Annotated in this window: 12 protein-coding genes; 5 read left to right on the forward strand and 7 right to left on the reverse strand. The window is 31.7% G+C overall.

Features of this window, described 5'->3' with window-relative positions:
• Position 1: 1 nt before the first annotated feature.
• From FNW21_RS15030 to FNW21_RS15060, 7 genes are all read right to left on the reverse strand, one after another.
• Positions 2-2,530, reverse strand: a complete 2,529-nt coding sequence (locus FNW21_RS15030; protein WP_144257573.1) for a DEAD/DEAH box helicase family protein — start codon at positions 2,528-2,530, stop codon at positions 2-4.
• Positions 2,531-2,558: 28 nt separating this feature from the next.
• Positions 2,559-3,578 (reverse strand): PDDEXK nuclease domain-containing protein, encoded by a 1,020-nt coding sequence (locus tag FNW21_RS15035; protein ID WP_144257574.1) that lies wholly within the window; start codon positions 3,576-3,578, stop codon positions 2,559-2,561.
• 450 nt (positions 3,579-4,028) lie between these two features.
• Positions 4,029-6,125 (reverse strand): VapE domain-containing protein, encoded by a 2,097-nt coding sequence (locus tag FNW21_RS15040; RefSeq protein ID WP_144257575.1) that lies wholly within the window; start codon positions 6,123-6,125, stop codon positions 4,029-4,031.
• 119 nt (positions 6,126-6,244) lie between these two features.
• Complete coding sequence (locus FNW21_RS15045; protein ID WP_144257576.1) at positions 6,245-6,526, reverse strand: helix-turn-helix domain-containing protein; 282 nt, start codon at positions 6,524-6,526, stop codon at positions 6,245-6,247.
• 89 nt (positions 6,527-6,615) lie between these two features.
• Positions 6,616-7,524, reverse strand: coding sequence for a hypothetical protein (locus FNW21_RS15050; protein ID WP_144257577.1), 909 nt, complete (start codon positions 7,522-7,524; stop codon positions 6,616-6,618).
• A gap of 293 nt (positions 7,525-7,817) precedes the next feature.
• Entirely contained in the window at positions 7,818-9,035 is a 1,218-nt protein-coding gene (locus FNW21_RS15055; protein ID WP_144257578.1) for a site-specific integrase, read from the reverse strand.
• A gap of 361 nt (positions 9,036-9,396) precedes the next feature.
• Positions 9,397-9,795, reverse strand: a complete 399-nt coding sequence (locus FNW21_RS15060; RefSeq protein ID WP_144257579.1) for a YopX family protein — start codon at positions 9,793-9,795, stop codon at positions 9,397-9,399.
• 663 nt (positions 9,796-10,458) lie between these two features.
• Between FNW21_RS15060 and FNW21_RS15065 the strand changes: the two genes are divergently transcribed.
• The 5 genes from FNW21_RS15065 to FNW21_RS15085 all read left to right on the forward strand — a co-directional run bounded on the left by FNW21_RS15065 (position 10,459) and on the right by FNW21_RS15085 (position 15,586).
• Positions 10,459-11,046: a ferric reductase-like transmembrane domain-containing protein gene (locus FNW21_RS15065; protein ID WP_144257580.1), complete on the forward strand. Its 588-nt coding sequence runs from the start codon at positions 10,459-10,461 to the stop codon at positions 11,044-11,046.
• Positions 11,046-12,239 (forward strand): hypothetical protein, encoded by a 1,194-nt coding sequence (locus FNW21_RS15070; protein ID WP_144257581.1) that lies wholly within the window; start codon positions 11,046-11,048, stop codon positions 12,237-12,239. The genes FNW21_RS15065 and FNW21_RS15070 overlap by 1 nt, the downstream gene beginning before the upstream one ends.
• Before the next feature lie 421 nt (positions 12,240-12,660).
• Positions 12,661-13,233 (forward strand): hypothetical protein, encoded by a 573-nt coding sequence (locus FNW21_RS15075; RefSeq protein WP_144257582.1) that lies wholly within the window; start codon positions 12,661-12,663, stop codon positions 13,231-13,233.
• A 221-nt stretch (positions 13,234-13,454) separates the two neighbouring features.
• Positions 13,455-14,507, forward strand: a complete 1,053-nt coding sequence (locus FNW21_RS15080; protein WP_144257583.1) for an adenine-specific methyltransferase EcoRI family protein — start codon at positions 13,455-13,457, stop codon at positions 14,505-14,507.
• Positions 14,504-15,586, forward strand: a complete 1,083-nt coding sequence (locus tag FNW21_RS15085) for an HNH endonuclease family protein (RefSeq protein WP_144257584.1) — start codon at positions 14,504-14,506, stop codon at positions 15,584-15,586. Before FNW21_RS15080 ends, FNW21_RS15085 begins: the two co-directional genes overlap by 4 nt.
• Positions 15,587-15,806 lie beyond the last annotated feature (220 nt).

Raw genomic sequence — 15,806 nt, forward strand, 5'->3', positions numbered from 1 at the left:
GTTACATAAATCGATTAATCGACACATAATCTTTTACATAATTGGGAATAATATCACGCCATTCTTTCTTTACTGCTTTGTAATCATTGATATTGAATGTTGGGTTTACATTCAATTCGGTATATTTTTTTGTTTCAATTATATCGCGTACTTTATTATCAACTACATACGCTTTGAAGAAATATTTTAGTGCAATAACATCATCTTTTTCTTGTGGTTTGTAATCTGAAATAAATTTTTCAAACTCTTCTTCGAGTAATTCATCTTTGGATTTGAAATATGGAATAATGCCGTAAATCTTTTCGATAATCTCACGCAAGCTCAATCTTCTGTCAACATTAGCTGCTTTGCGTAATTTTTCGATCGTGTAAAATTCGGAAGGTTTGTTTAGTATTTCGTTATTGATATAATTTAATACTAAATCCCAATTTCCGGCACGGATGTTTTCTTGCACCACTGGATTATCTTTGACTTCGTCTTCAAACTTTTGGAAAAACATACGATCAATGCGCATTCCTTCTAATCCGATAATTTGCTCATTGAAAGTTAAAATTTTATCAGGATCTTGAGTTTCATACGTACTGATTTCAACGGTATTTGTACCACCATCTTGACCTGCTTGTGTTCCCCTTGCTGGTAATTTTAAAATTTCATCGTAATTGAACTTTTCCTCGAAATACTCGCAATTAGCAAAGAAGTCAAATAGTTTATATTCTTTCTTTTCGCAGTCTTTGAAATCTTCTTTTAGTTCTTTGTTAATGATGTCACGAGAAAAATTATGCTTACGTGTTCCTCTTCCTTTTATCTGAACAAAATCAGTTGGAGAGAAAATAGGACGCATCATACAAAGATTTAGAATATCTGGACAATCATACCCTGTTGTCATCATTCCTACCGTAACGCAAACTCGGGTTTTAGATGTTTTGTATTCGGGATTAAAATTTCCTGAACCTCCTAATTTATTATTTGTAAAATTGATGGTCATTTGTTGGGCATCTTGTATTAAAGATGTGACTTGCACTGCAAAATCAGAATTATATTTACCAGGATAAAGTTTATCCGCCATTTCATTTAATAGCTGTGCAATCTTGGCAGCATGATTTTGACTTACCGCAAAAACAATAGTTTTACCTACTTCTCCTGTAATTGGGTCACGCATTGCATTTTCTAAAAAGGAATTACAAAAAACTGCATTAGTCCTTTCTGAAAAGAATTTCTTTTCAAAATCTCTTTGGTAGAATGATGTTTCTTCGTCATTGCCTTCTTCGTCAGGTTGCACCACTGCATATCCTTCATCAGAAAGTAATTGTGTAGTGATTTCGGTTCTTGCATCAATTACTTTAGGATTGATTAAGAAACCCTCTTTCACACCATCTAACAAGGTATAACGATAGGTTGGCTGACCATCTTCGCAACCAAAAGTACGATAGGTATCTAATAGCAATCTTCTTTCAAATTCCCTTGGATCTTTATTTTTTTTAGCTTCATCAAACTTTTTTAGATAATCTCTTGGAGTAGCTGTTAATCCTAATTTATACCCAATGAAATACTCGAAAACTGCTCTAGCATTTCCGCCTATTGAACGATGCGCTTCATCTGATATTACTAAATCAAAATCGGTTGGCGAAAAGAAACGCTTGTATTTGTTATTAAATAGAAGCGATTGAATTGTGGTTACCACAATTTCTGCCTTACGCCAATCGTCTCTATTTTGTTTATAAATTACTGATTTATAATCTGGTCTTAAATAATCTTCAAATGCTTTTTGGGCTTGGTCTTCTAATTCAATTCTATCTACTAAAAACAAAACACGACTTGCATTTCTCGTTTTTAAAAATAGTTTTATTACCGCCGCAGAAGTCAATGTTTTACCAGTTCCTGTTGCCATTTCAAAAAGGAAACGGTCTTTGTTTTCCGATACTGCACTTTGAATTGATCTAACCGCTTTGAGTTGATAATCACGCATTAATCTTACTTTGGTACGTTCAAAATACAAAGATCGTGATGCAAGATTTTGAAAATCTGGGTCTTGTGCATAAAATGGCTGTTGCGTTAAAGCAATATAATCCTTCTCTACATTTTCACTAATTAGTTTTTCTTTATTTGGAGTGAAATTTTTATATCCATCAACTGAATTTGGTGTTGGGAATTTGGTAATTATATTCGGATTTCCTCGTTCTAAATCCCAAAAGTAATGCAGGTTTCCATTTGACAAAATCACGAAACGACAATTTTGTGATTTGGCATATTTACGTGCTTGCTCTTTGCCAATCAATGGGTTTTTATCTTCGGCTTTGGCTTCTAAAACAATTAATGGAAATCCATTTTCGTTTAATAACAAGAAGTCAATAAATCCGTTTTTGGTTTTATCGAAATCCTCACCCAAATCATTAATGAAGCTTTGAGTGATTTTTATATTGTTTTCTAATACCACATTTGCCTGACCATTTTCATCATCAAGTAAACGCCAACTAGCTTCTTCGAGAAGTTTGTTTATTTTAATTCTTGCTTTAGCTTCTTTTAGAGCCATATTTTTATCCGTATATTATAACTTGTTTCTACAACAACTTCTTTCTTTCTATTCTTTCCTTGGCTTCTGCTACCAGCAAATGTATTTTTTCTTCAAACTGCTTTTTTGGTGGTAAGTCTGTCCAATATTCGGCTACCATTATTCCGTCTTTGTGCATTTCGAGTAATTCAATTTGTTCTCTGCTGCTTTCGGCACAGAGTATTAAACCGATTGGTGTATTTTCTCCCTCTTGCTTTTCGTATTTGTCCAACCATTTGAGGTATAATTCCATTTGTCCTTTGTGTTTGGCTTGGAATTTACCTAATTTTAATTCTATGGCAACTAATCGTTTTAGTTTTCGGTGGTAAAAAAGCAAATCTAAATTGAAATCTTCCCCGTCAATAATCATTCGTTTTTGGCGTTCTACAAACGTAAAACCTTTACCTAGTTCCAGTATAAAAGTTTCTAAATCGTGAAGAATAGCATCTTCTAAATCCTTTTCTAAAAAAGTATTTTGCAAACCAAATAAATCTAAAATGTAAGGATCTTTGAATGTATTGAATGGAATATGTGTTGATTCAATAATTTGGGCATCGGCGATGTTTGTTCTTTCAAAAGCTTTTAAGGCAATTTGTCTTCTTAATTCTCTTTTCCCATATAAATTATTTGATGCGTTTTGTGCATAAAATAGTTTTGCTTCGATTGTTTTTAATGGCAATAGTTCCACAAAATGGGACCAAGACAATTGTCGTGCCAGTGGCACGACAATTTCAAAATCGGTAAATTGATTTGCAAATTGCATCATTCGGCGTAGATTTTTCACTTCAAAATTTCTACCGTATTTGTTTTCCAATTGTGCCGACAGTGTTGGTACAATTTGTTTTCCGTATTCTGCACGTTTGTTTTGTAGTATATCTTGATTGATGCGATTACCAACTTGCCAAAACAAAATGGTAACAGCACTATTTGCTTGAACCGCTACTTGTTGTTTGGTTTGCTCAATAAGTTGTGATAACTCAATGAATAAATCACTTTCTGAAATTGATAAACTATTGGTTTTATCTGCCATATAATTACTTATGCTACTATTGTATTATAAAAAATCTACTTTTTTTGAATTGCGAACGCAGTGCATTCGTAATTTATAATTCTTATTGTATTAAACGCTACAGTTATGTTGTGATAGCAATTAAAACGTATAATCTACAAACCTACAAAAAAGCAACGTAATGTAAAAGAGTGAATTTGAAAAAGGATAGGCAGGATAACCAAAAAACGTAAGAAAGATATTTATGTTTTTTTATAAAATAAAAAACTGATTTAAGTGGCTGTTTGAGTGTAAACTATACTTGTCTATTCATCCTACTGCTTTACTATGTTCTGATGTTACCCAAAAGTTTCAATGCAAAAAAAATAAAATATGTTTGTGGTGAAATTTGGTTATCCTGCCTATCCATTCAAAGCAATAAAAAAGAGTGCATTAAGCACCCTTTTTTGAAATCTTTTGATTTGTTGATTATTACTCGGTTTCAACTTCTTTGTTTTTACTATCTACTTCATCGTAGGTTAGTTCTTTTACTGCGTAAACATATCCTGTTTTCTTGCTGATTTTTATAAAATTATGTTTTTTTAATGCTTTTCCTAATTTGTTAATTGTAGCATCGTTTAGGTTTAGTTTTGTTCTGTCCGCTAGTTTGGCTGCTATTTGTGAAGCGTTTAAAAATAGAGTTGCTTCTTCTTTTGGGCAAGGCTCAAACCAAGTTAGTAAAAGTTCTTCTTCTGGACTATGCAATTGGTATTGTTCGTTATTGGCTGTTATGTTTTTGATTTCCTCCTGGTCAAACCAAAATCTAAAACCACTTTTGAAAAGAAACAAAGCTTGTGAGAATGCCATATTAATATCTACATCGTGCTGGTATTTTATGCCTTCCAACTCAAAACAAAGAAATCTTCTACTTCCTGTACTATCGTTCAAAAATTGTGCAGTATTGACACTTCCCGCAAACGATGCCCTTCTGGGCATTGTTTCGTTGTTATGTCCGTAGGCTTTTCTCATTCTGATTTGGGTTTTTGTGATGATTTCTTTGAGTGATCCAATTTCGGAACGGTTTAAGTTTTCTAATTCGTCCAAGTTGATTAACATACATTCCGCTAGTTGAACGAGTGTATCTTTGTTGTTTGGGTTTATGGTTCCAGAAAATAAATATTCTTTCAATTGTTTGGGAACGAGTTTTTCAACCCACGTTGTTTTACCTAATCCTTGTTTACCGCTAAATACAATTACCGTATGATTTATTACTTTATCATCAAGAACACAACCGACCATAGCAACTAACCATTTTTTAAAACATTGCTGCCAAAGTTCTTGTTTTGTTGTTGTTATTGTATTGGCTAATTGAAAAATATAATCTGTTTTCTCATCGTATTTTGGTAAATTGTAAAAGTAATCTTCAAATGGATTAAAGAGCTGACAGAAATCAGAATACAATAAGTTTCTTAATGATGAAAGGTTTGTTTTTATTCTTGCTTTTAGACATTCTCGTAACATTGAATTTTCTATAAAATCATTCATTACGTTCCATTTTTTGCCACCAAAGTATTGAAACTCTAATTTACCTGATACTATGTTATGGCGAAAAACATACTTTCCTGATAAAAAGTTTTCGAGTTTGTCAATTTGTGTAACTCTCGGTTTTTCATCGTCGTCGTCATCTTCATCGTCAGTATTCTTGCTCGTTTTTTTGTTTTGCTTTTCATTTGGAATGGTTACTTTTTCGGTTTTACCAAATTCTAAAATATTGCCGTAGGCACTTGTTACTGCTTGTGAAACTTCTTTATCATCAAAATTAAAATCGGTTTGAATGAAATTCAAAGCAATATCCATCGGTACTGCTTTTCGGTTCATATTACACGCTAATTGATGCACAAATACATTGCGACTACCATTCGCAAATTGTACTTTTTTTTCAGTAAATTTTATGCAATGATTGTAAATTGTTTCGTAATCTGTTGATGGTTCTAATTTTGTTTCTATTATTTCAGTTGGAATAACTACATCTAAAAACACTTCTTTTTCTAACGTTTCAAAGATTTTAGCATTTTCATTTAGAAATAAATTTTCATCGAAAGAATAAAAGCATAATCGAGTTACATCTTTGCCCGATTTGTCTATATCGAGTTTTAATATACTTTCGTAATGAGCTTGTACCAATAGAAAAGCTTCTTTGTGATTGGCTTTATCGGAGTTGATATTTACAAGAATTTTTAATCCATTGCCTGATGGACTAATGAAGCTTGCAAAAGTGAATTCGGATTGGTTGGCCAAATGCGAAGCATTTTGCAAATCTTTCTTATTCAGTTTGTCAATATCCAAAATGATACATTTTGAGTATTCTGCTAAAAATTCCAGTTTACGACCACCGACAAATTTAGCTGAAGGTGTAAATGCAGGAAGTGATTTTTTGGCTTTGTTATATGCGTCTGTTTTGTTTTCGGTAAGAGATTTACGCAAGTAAACAATGCCCGGCTTGTACTTTCCTGTTTTAATTTCTTCTAAAATTGTAAGTAATGATTTGTGTTCTACAACCTCATTGAAATTCTTGAATATGGTTACCATAGCTTTAATTTAATGGTTAATAGTTGCCCTTCGACAGGCTCTGGGTGACAGGTTGTTGGTTCTCGTTTGTGTGAAGTTTGCAATCGCAAACTTCACAAGTTCCGTTGCAGCTGCTCATACTATCTTCCTTTAAACGATTTGTTGTAATGCTCTGTAAGGAGTTTTTCAACATCAGAAAGTTTGTAATAGATTTTGTTTCCAACTTGACTGAATGAAATTTTGCCTTCGTCTCTCCAGGTTTGTGCTGTACGTTTTGAAATTTTCATCAATAATAGAAATTCTTGATTGTCAAGAAACGTTTCTTTCTTTGGGTCTGCCTTGATAGCGATTTGAGATTGAATAGTGTCTAATTTGCTCATTAGATCCGTGAACTGGTCTTTTGTGAAGATAATTGCATCCATTTTTAAAGTTTTTTAAATGTTATGGTGCAAATGTGAGAAGAGTAAAAAAGTCCTAAAGTCCCAAAATAGTCCCTCGGGACTATTTTGTTTTAGAGTAGTTTGTCGATGTCTAGTTTTTTATGGGCTTTAGGTCGTTTATCGGTTCTTGATGGTTTAAGTATTGTTTCAACAGTTTGGGGACTAATATCATTTCCATCTTTATCAACAAATGAATTTACTATAACTGCAACCATATCATTAATAGAACCGTCTATGATTGGTTTACCATCTGAAAATAACTCACGGTGTAATTGATAAAACACATCTACAAATTGATTAACATTACAGTTAAATTTTAATTTTTTAAATGGTAATGAACTTTTATGATTTTCATTATTGAAGTTTTCAAAATCTGATTTTAACTTACCTAATTCATAAATTTGTTTAATTTCTTTTTTGCATTGTTCGTCAAATAATGGAAGCTTTTGATTTATAAATTCAACATTGGACTGCTGATATTCAAACTTTTCTTTTGTCAATAAAATGATTTTATCATTGTCGTTTTTACAAATTTGTAGCTGCTTTTTTAATTCATAAAACGAAAAAATTTTATCATCACTTTCAGCATTTATATATCTTTTTGGTGTTTTATATTCTGTTGCTTCTAATCTTGAAGATTTCATTTCGGAGCGTTTTTTTTCTATTAAATTAATTAATTTACTAACTCCTGTAATAGCACATTTTTTAGTAAAAAGTTTTTCGTTTAGATTTATTAGCTTCTCAAATTTATTTAGCCATAACATTGCATTTTCAACATTATTACATTGATAATTTATAAAAGCTGGGAATTGAGATTGGTGTAAGGTAAAAACTTTATGTACTAAAGCTTCGCAATAATTCTGAATTGAGATTTCAGTTTCAATAATAATATCAAAAGTAGTGTTAGTTGACTGTGCCAAAGGCACCGCCACTAATTCGACAAACTGCGAAGTTTGAATTATTTGTACTTTTGAATTCAAGTATTACTATTTTACAAATTGTTTTCATTGTGATTTGAAATGTAATTATAAGCTTTTATCTACTTATTTTTGAATAATCCTAGCAAATTCCGCTAGTGCAATTCATCTAAATTTTTATCTTTTGGCTCTTTAAATTATCACTTTCTTTTGTACTAAATTAGAGTAAAAAAAAAATCCTTTTAGTAAGGATTTCAAAAAAATTTATTAACAATTTGTTTAAGCTGTAACAACTCTATATTCACACTACGATAAACGCAAAAGTCCGAAATTTAGTATTTATATGTTAAAAAAAATTAAAATATATAGTTGTCTACCGCTTTATCCAATTCTTCGCTAATGATTTTAGCATATATCTGCGTTGTGCTTATATCCGTATGATCCATAAGTTTTGAAACGTGCTCTATTCTCATTCCATTATTCAAAGCATTGGTTGCAAAACTGTGTCTTGATAAATGAAAAGAAAGTGAAAAAGGTAATTTCATCATTTTACCCATTCTATTGAGTTGGAAATTTGCTGAATGATTTTCTCTTGATGAAATGAAATAACGTGTTTCTTCGCTTTTGTAATAACCAACTTTATCCGTAATAATAGGAAATATAAAATCATCTTGCTGCGCATCTTCTTTTTTGTATTTACCTAAAATATCTAGTGCCACTTTGCCAATTTTAAACTGGTGCAATCTTCCTGTTTTACGTATTACTTTCTTAATTCTTTGCTCTTCTTCGTTAAAATTACTGTATTGCAATTCGATAACATCGCTAAATCTCAATCCACCTGCATAAATTGAGAAAAGGAATAAATCTCTCCATAAATCCGCTTTTCGTCCTTCTTTTAGCTCTAAATTGGTTAATATCTCGATTTGGTCTTTGTTTAGGAAAACTCTTTTTTCAGTATCTTTTTTTAATGTCAGTTTGTTAAATGGGTACATATATTCTGGAATAATATCTTCTTTGATGGCTTCTTTAAACATTATCGCCAAAATCATAATTGAATAACGTTGAGTTGTTGCTCCATTTTTCAAAACATTTCCCATATGAGCCATATAGTCCTTTAAAACGGAAACCGTAATATCATCAAAATAAACATCCTTGCTGCCAACATAATTTTCAAATTTCTTGGTGTAAAGCATATAATTTTTATAGGTTCCAAACGAAACGCTGCCTTTTATTTTCTCACAACGAGCATAAGAATACTCGAAAAAATTTGGCACTTCTTTTCCCTTTATTGCTTCTTTTAACTTTTTGATTGAAATGGTTTTTACTTTGCGTTCCAAGTCTGCAACTTGTCCTTCAGCATCAGCAATCTTTTGAGACAATGAGGCATTCATTCTCGCACTATTTGGGTGGTTCTTTTTTACTTTCTGCTTTGTTTCATCCCACTCGCTCTCTTTTAGCTTCACTCCAGCAGTGATAAATTTCGTTTTTCTATCTTTTATAATTCGGATATAAAGCGGAGAATGACCAGTTTGGTCTGCTTGGTGTGTTCTTAAAATAAGTTTAATAGAAGCCATAATAATAGGAAATTAAAATTGTTGTACTATATTTGTATTCCGATGCAAACAAGTGAAACCATTGTAAACACTAGACTTTCAAACTGATGCAACGTGGTACGAAGGTATAACATTTGGTACAACAAAACAAGTATTTCGATGCTTTTAATTGCATTATTTTCAGCTTACAATTTTCATAAAGTCAATAAATACAATACTTTAAGTGCAATTAAGAACTTCCAATTATATAATTCCGATAACAGCGGTTTGGCGCAATTGGGGTTTTAGGCAAACTTTAAAGTTGGTTTTGTACTTGGAAGTTCGGTCTTTAATCGATACATTTGGCTAAACACATCCCCAACTGACGCCAAGCCACGAGACGTTATGTGATAGCTTGGGAAACCAATAACATTTCGGGATTTTCAAAAACATTACCAATCACATAATATCCACTTAAGGATGTTGTTGAAAGTCTTGTGTTTTGATTTCCGTTTCGTAAATAATACGCTCCATCGTGCCATATTACTTCATAAGTTTTAATATGAAAATCAAACTTTAAAATATCGCCTTTATAAATATCGTTTCCTTTTTTATCTATAAATCCTGTGAATTGACCTATACTGCTTTTTGCTACTAAAGCTTCTCTTTGGGTTTCTTTAAAAGGCAAATCATTGTCTGAATGAAGAATATGCCAAACTTCTAAATGTGGATTAAATGCAAATCCATAATGCCACCTATTGCTTTTTGATGAATATCCTCTAAATTTCAATTCTAAATTCATTTTTTAGTTTTTATTGATTAATATTGTGCCGAAAAGCCATCACATAACAGCCACTACAACGGATTTGGGCATTTGGCTTAATGGAAAGTTGGTTTGTATTTGGGATGATTTGGCAAATCCGAAAATAGGGCTTAATTTAGTCCCAAACCCGTTGTAGTGCCAGAACGTTGTAGGAAACCCTTGAGCTACACAGAACTTTGAAAAAAACTCTAGAAATCATAATAATTCATTTTCAATAAAGAATAAAGTTATACTTTTGCAATATGGTTTTTAAATTCAAAATATTATTCTTCACGCTAATCTCTTGCTGTTATCTCAACACAGTATTTGAATTTTCAGATAATGAAGAAAAGTTAAATTTTGAAAAAGAAACACATTCTTATATTTCTCAAAATACTATAAAGTTAGATATAACCGAAACTACAACTCAAAAAAAAGTTACTGTTGTTGAGTCTAATTTTAAACCTAAAATTGTCTTTTTCCCCGTAGTTATTTCTAAAACAACTACAAACAATTTTCAAAATAAATTCTCTGAACCTCCACAAAGGCGTTATATTCTTTACGCTTCATTATTAATTTGATATAATTATTTAAGTACTCACTTTGTTGTATAATCTTATGCGACAAAACGCTCTGTTTATATAATTTAAAAATCAAATAATAATGTTAAATATAACTTTTCTAGACTTATCCGCTTCAATTGGATTGGTCGCAACAATCGTGCTGACTTTTAATTTCCTATTAGGAATGATGATTAGTACCACTTACAAAAAACACAAGTATTGGAAATCATTACCGAAACGAATCAAACAAATTAATGTTTATAATTTACATAATTGGACAGCTTATTTTGCTTTATTGCTAGTCTTATTACACCCATTATTTTTATTGTTTGATAAAACGACAAAGTTCAAATTAATCGACATTTTTTTTCCAATAAATGCGCCCACACAAAAAGTATTTGTAACATTAGGAACACTTTCTATGTTTGCATTAATGATTGTTGTTATTACCACACAAAAGGTAATAAGAGATAAAATGAGTTTTCGTGCTTGGAAAAACATACACCTTATATCATATGCAACAGCAATGCTTTTTGTGGTTCACGGAATAGTAATGGATCCTTTATTAAAGAATCGTCCTGTTGATATTTTTGATGCCGAAAAAGTGGTTTCAGAACTTTGTCTAGTAGTTTTATTAGTGGCAACTTATCTACGATATAAATTTCATACTAAAACAAAAAATGTCTAATGAAATATTTATATCTATTTCTATTTTGTACAATTAATACGATTGCACAAAATGACAGTATAAAGCGTTTTAGTTATAATCCTGATGCGGGTTTACAGTATAAGAAAAATGATTTTCAATGGAGTACGTGGGCATTTGCCGAAAGATTATTTTCTCCAAATCTATCTCCTGTTTGGAGAAGAGTAAGGCAAGGAATGGAATTTCAATTACCGAGTTATCCTTTTAAAATAAGCGGAAATAAATTCCGTACCATTTTATTTTATGAAGTTGATTTTACCGACAATAACTTCTTTCAAGATAGTGAACGATTTAAAATTTGGGAAAATCTATATATAACTTTTCAAAATGCAAATGACCCTAATAAATTTCGAATATTATTTGGCGAAAACACGAATATTTTGTCAAAAGAAGATAATTTATCTTCGGGTAATTTGCCAACAATAAACCGAAATTTAATTCTAGAAGAACACGGAAGCACAGGCAATTTCGGAACACAATGGGGCTTACAAATTCAATCACAAGTATCAAAAAGAACATTCTTGCAAGCATCAATGCAAGACAATAGAGGTTCGCTTAATCAAGACCATCCGAGTTTTCAATTTTGGAATGCACTAACTTTTAAAATTACCCAATCTATCATTCAAGCCACCGATAAAAGCAATCAAAAGTTAAATGTTGGTTTTGCGATAGACAATACTCAAAACATAAAAGATAAAAGTTTTACTCTTATTTCGGGCATAAATAATGTGTCTTTAGGAAGCACCCCAGCAACAGGAACTAAACTTACTTTTGAAAACAATCTAGACTACACTAATACAATTGGAAAGCATTTTTACACAATAGAATATGAAGCGATTTATTCCAATTATTCAGACCAAAAGTTAAATGTTACAGGTGGTTATGGTCAACTTCAATTTCAAGTATTTGATAAAAAAAAGTTTGGCGATTTAGTTCCATTTGTGCGTTATGATTTAGTTGTATTAAACAATCCTATTGAAAAAGCAACAGAACAAGCAATCAAAATGGGTATTAATTATAATTTACCCTATACCAACAAATTAGTAAATTTTCATATTGAATATGCACATCATTTGTTAGATGGTTCTCCAACTATTTTGACCACAACACAAAATAAATTCGATGAATTCAGATTTGGAATTCGAGTAAATGCAACACGTTATTTGAGATTTTGAGTTAACCTTACAGATTTATTTTGTCTATTTTTGATAAATATAACAACTAAAAAAATATGGCATCAATAACAGAAACAGGAATACTGAAAGAACAAAACTTATTGCTAACGCAATAAGTTTTGTTTTTTCGGCTATTAAATATATGCAAACCGAAAATAACTAAATCTATTCCAAATATTGCAAACTAAAGTAGGAAAAGGTACTGATAAACAAAAAGGGCTTCCTACAACACACGCTACAAGCAATTTGGGTTTTAGGCTTAATTTAAAGTTGGTTTTGTATTTGGAAGATTTGGCAAATCCGAATAATGGGCTTAATTTAGTCCCAAACTGCTTGTAGCGCGGGGACGTTGGGCGATATTTTTGCAGAAAATGAAAGAAATCAAAAATTGATTAATTTAAATAAAAAAAACTATATTAAAATGAAATTAAAAAATATAATACTGACAATAATAACATTGATTATTACCAAAATACTATTTAGTTGTACCGCACCATCTGCATCAATGAAAAGTGAAATGAGCGTTTTTTCAAGAGAAGGTATGATTGCTGGAAGTTTTTCTCTTGAAAACAGAAAAACAATTACACCAGTTTATAAAATAAATTATATGCAAATAGAAAGTGAAACACCGACTAAAATGTTTTCAAATACATTGGATGAAAAAAAAACAAACTTTCTTTATAATCCTGGTCAAATTAATTTTGGAAGCACAAATGGAGATTTTAAAGAAGATGATAAAAATGTTTATCTTTTTAACATTGTTCAAAAACCAGGAAAATATAAAATCTATGAAATTGAGACTTTTCTTAATACTGGTTATATGCAATCAACAAGAAAAAGACCTGTAGATATTAAATTTGAAATTGTTGCTGGTAAAATTGCATATTTAGGTGAAATAAATTTTAATGTACAAGAAAATATTATTAAAATTATTAATAATATTGAAAGGGATCGAATAAAATTTCAGGAAATAAATCCAAAAATTAAATTTTAAAACATCGCCCAACCGCCGTTTGGCAATATGGCGGGTTTAGGCTTAATTTAAAGATGGTTTTGTGTTTGAAAGTTAGGTCATTAACCGAAAGTTTAGGCTTCCTTAATCCGCCACATCGCCAAGCGACCTAACGTTGGTGGCAATGCTAACGGAAATCGGGGCTAAAAACAACTGCCAAAAAAAAGAAATCCGTTTGTATTGTTGCCGTAAATCGGACAACAATGGCGGAAAAGGCGAAGAACAAAAACCTACACAAAGCAAAAGATTCAAAGAAAGACGAATTTTATACTCAACTTTCAGACATAGAAAAAGAGTTACGACATTACAAAGAACACTTTAAAGACAAAGTTGTTTTTTGCAATTGCGACGACCCAAGAGTTAGTAACTTTTTTCATTATTTCTCCTACAACTTCGAGAATTTAGGACTGAAAAAACTAATTACAACTTGTTATAAAAATCAAGAAAGAGATTTGTTTAGTGAAAACAAATCCGAAAAAGCAATTTATCTTGAATATAATGGCGACAAAAACGGAAACAGAGTTCCCGATGCTGAAGAAATTGGCATTATCCACCTAAAAGGAGATGGCGATTTTAGAAGTAAAGAAAGTATCGACTTGCTCACGCAAGCCGATATTGTCGTTACCAATCCCCCATTCTCATTATTTCGAGAATATGTTGCTCAATTGGTTGAGTTTGACAAGAAATTTATTATTGTCGGACACCAAAATGCTATAACATACAAAGAAATTTTCAAGCTGATAAAAGAAGATAAACTTTGGTTAGGCTACGGATTTAATGGTGGTGCGGGCCATTTTATAAACAAGCATTATGAAGATTATGCAACGGCAACCGATCGAAAAGAAGGAATGATTAGAGTTTCTGGAGTTACTTGGTTCACCAATTTAGAAATCAGAAAAAGGCACGAAGATTTAGAACTTTATAAATCTTATACTCCAGAAGAATTTCCAACTTATGAGAATTTTAATGCAATAAACATTGGGAAGACAAAAGAAATTCCAGTAAATTATAATGGTTTTATGGGAGTTCCAATAACTTTTTTGGATAAATATAATCCTGAACAATTTGAGATAATCGGTTTAGGCATATCAAGTTCGGGTACTGAATTTGGCGTTGAACCTTACAAAGCCGAGCATAAAAAATATCGAAAAGAAATACAAAAAAGAGGTGCAGTTGATGGCGATTTGTATATGATGACAAACGGAATTGTAGATGTTCCGTATGCTCGAATTATAATAAAAAACAAAAGATTATGAAAATAGAGCTTAAAGAAATCACAATTCGTGAAGTTTCTAACGGATATTTTAATGACAACGAAGAAGGCGTTGTTGGTTTTGGTGGTAAATTAAATATTCGCCCAAAATATCAACGTGAATTTGTTTACAAAGACAAACAACGTGATTCTGTGATAGAAACAGTCAAAAAAAACTTCCCTTTAAATGTGATGTATTGGGTAAAAAACGAAGATGAAACTTACGAAGTTTTAGACGGACAACAACGAACAATAAGTATTTGCGAATATGTTTCGAGTAGTTTTTCGTTAAACTCAATGTATTTTCACAACCTTACAGACGTAGAGAAAAATGAAATTTTAGACTACAAATTGATGGTTTATTTTTGCGATGGCAACGATAAGGAAAAATTAGACTGGTTCAAAACCATCAACATTGCAGGCGAAAAACTAACCAATCAAGAATTAAGAAACGCCATTTATACAGGAACTTGGCTCACGGATGCGAAAAAATATTTTAGTAAATCGGGGTGCCCTGCTTCGAGTATTGGAAGCGATTATTTGACGGGTTCGCCTATTCGCCAAGATTATTTAGAAACTGCAATAAGTTGGATAAACAATGATGCAATTGAGGATTATATGTCAAAAAATCAACCCGAAGAAAACGCAAACGAATTGCGTTTGTATTTTTCGAGCGTAATCAATTGGATTAATGTGATTTTTCCAAAATATCGTAAAGAAATGAAAGGTGTGAATTACGGAATTTTATACAACAGTTACAAAAACGAGAAGTTTGACACGAAAAAATTAGAAGAAGAAATAACCAAATTAATGCAAGATGAAGACGTTACAAAAAAATCGGGAATTTATGAATACGTGATTACACGAAACGAAAAATACTTGAGTATTCGAGCCTTTACGGACAAACAAAAAAGAGAATCTTACGAAAGACAAAAAGGAATTTGCCCAAAATGTAGCGTACAATTTGAACTAAACGAAATGGAAGCCGACCATATTACGCCTTGGCACGGTGGCGGAAAAACAACAGCCGAAAATTGCCAAATGCTTTGCAAACACGACAACCGAATTAAAAGTGGTAAATAGGAATGGACAATAAGCACAGCCACCAACACACGCTACAACGGATTTGGGCAATTGGCTTAATGGAAAGTTGGTTTTGTACTTGGAAGATTTGGCAAATCCGAAGATAAGGCTTAATTTAGTCCCAAACTGCTTTTAGCGCGGGAACGTTATGGGGCAGTTGTGCCGAAATTACGCAGGTAATTCCGATTTGAAAATTAAGTTTGTAACTCGCAGAAAATTT

This window comes from Flavobacterium restrictum (assembly GCF_007097245.1).
GTDB lineage: Bacteria > Bacteroidota > Bacteroidia > Flavobacteriales > Flavobacteriaceae > Flavobacterium > Flavobacterium restrictum.

What these genes read in the sequence shown, in the direction of transcription:
- FNW21_RS15075 (WP_144257582.1), top strand. Translation starts at nt 12,661, where the DNA reads ATGAAATTAAAAAATATAATACTGACAATAATAACATTGATTATTACC.
- FNW21_RS15030 (WP_144257573.1), bottom strand. Translation starts at nt 2,530, where the DNA reads ATGGCTCTAAAAGAAGCTAAAGCAAGAATTAAAATAAACAAACTTCTC.
- FNW21_RS15070 (WP_144257581.1), top strand. Translation starts at nt 11,046, where the DNA reads ATGAAATATTTATATCTATTTCTATTTTGTACAATTAATACGATTGCA.
- FNW21_RS15060 (WP_144257579.1), bottom strand. Translation starts at nt 9,795, where the DNA reads ATGAATTTAGAATTGAAATTTAGAGGATATTCATCAAAAAGCAATAGG.
- FNW21_RS15040 (WP_144257575.1), bottom strand. Translation starts at nt 6,125, where the DNA reads ATGGTAACCATATTCAAGAATTTCAATGAGGTTGTAGAACACAAATCA.
- FNW21_RS15055 (WP_144257578.1), bottom strand. Translation starts at nt 9,035, where the DNA reads ATGGCTTCTATTAAACTTATTTTAAGAACACACCAAGCAGACCAAACT.
- FNW21_RS15045 (WP_144257576.1), bottom strand. Translation starts at nt 6,526, where the DNA reads ATGGATGCAATTATCTTCACAAAAGACCAGTTCACGGATCTAATGAGC.
- FNW21_RS15080 (WP_144257583.1), top strand. Translation starts at nt 13,455, where the DNA reads ATGGCGGAAAAGGCGAAGAACAAAAACCTACACAAAGCAAAAGATTCA.
- FNW21_RS15035 (WP_144257574.1), bottom strand. Translation starts at nt 3,578, where the DNA reads ATGGCAGATAAAACCAATAGTTTATCAATTTCAGAAAGTGATTTATTC.
- FNW21_RS15085 (WP_144257584.1), top strand. Translation starts at nt 14,504, where the DNA reads ATGAAAATAGAGCTTAAAGAAATCACAATTCGTGAAGTTTCTAACGGA.
- FNW21_RS15065 (WP_144257580.1), top strand. Translation starts at nt 10,459, where the DNA reads ATGTTAAATATAACTTTTCTAGACTTATCCGCTTCAATTGGATTGGTC.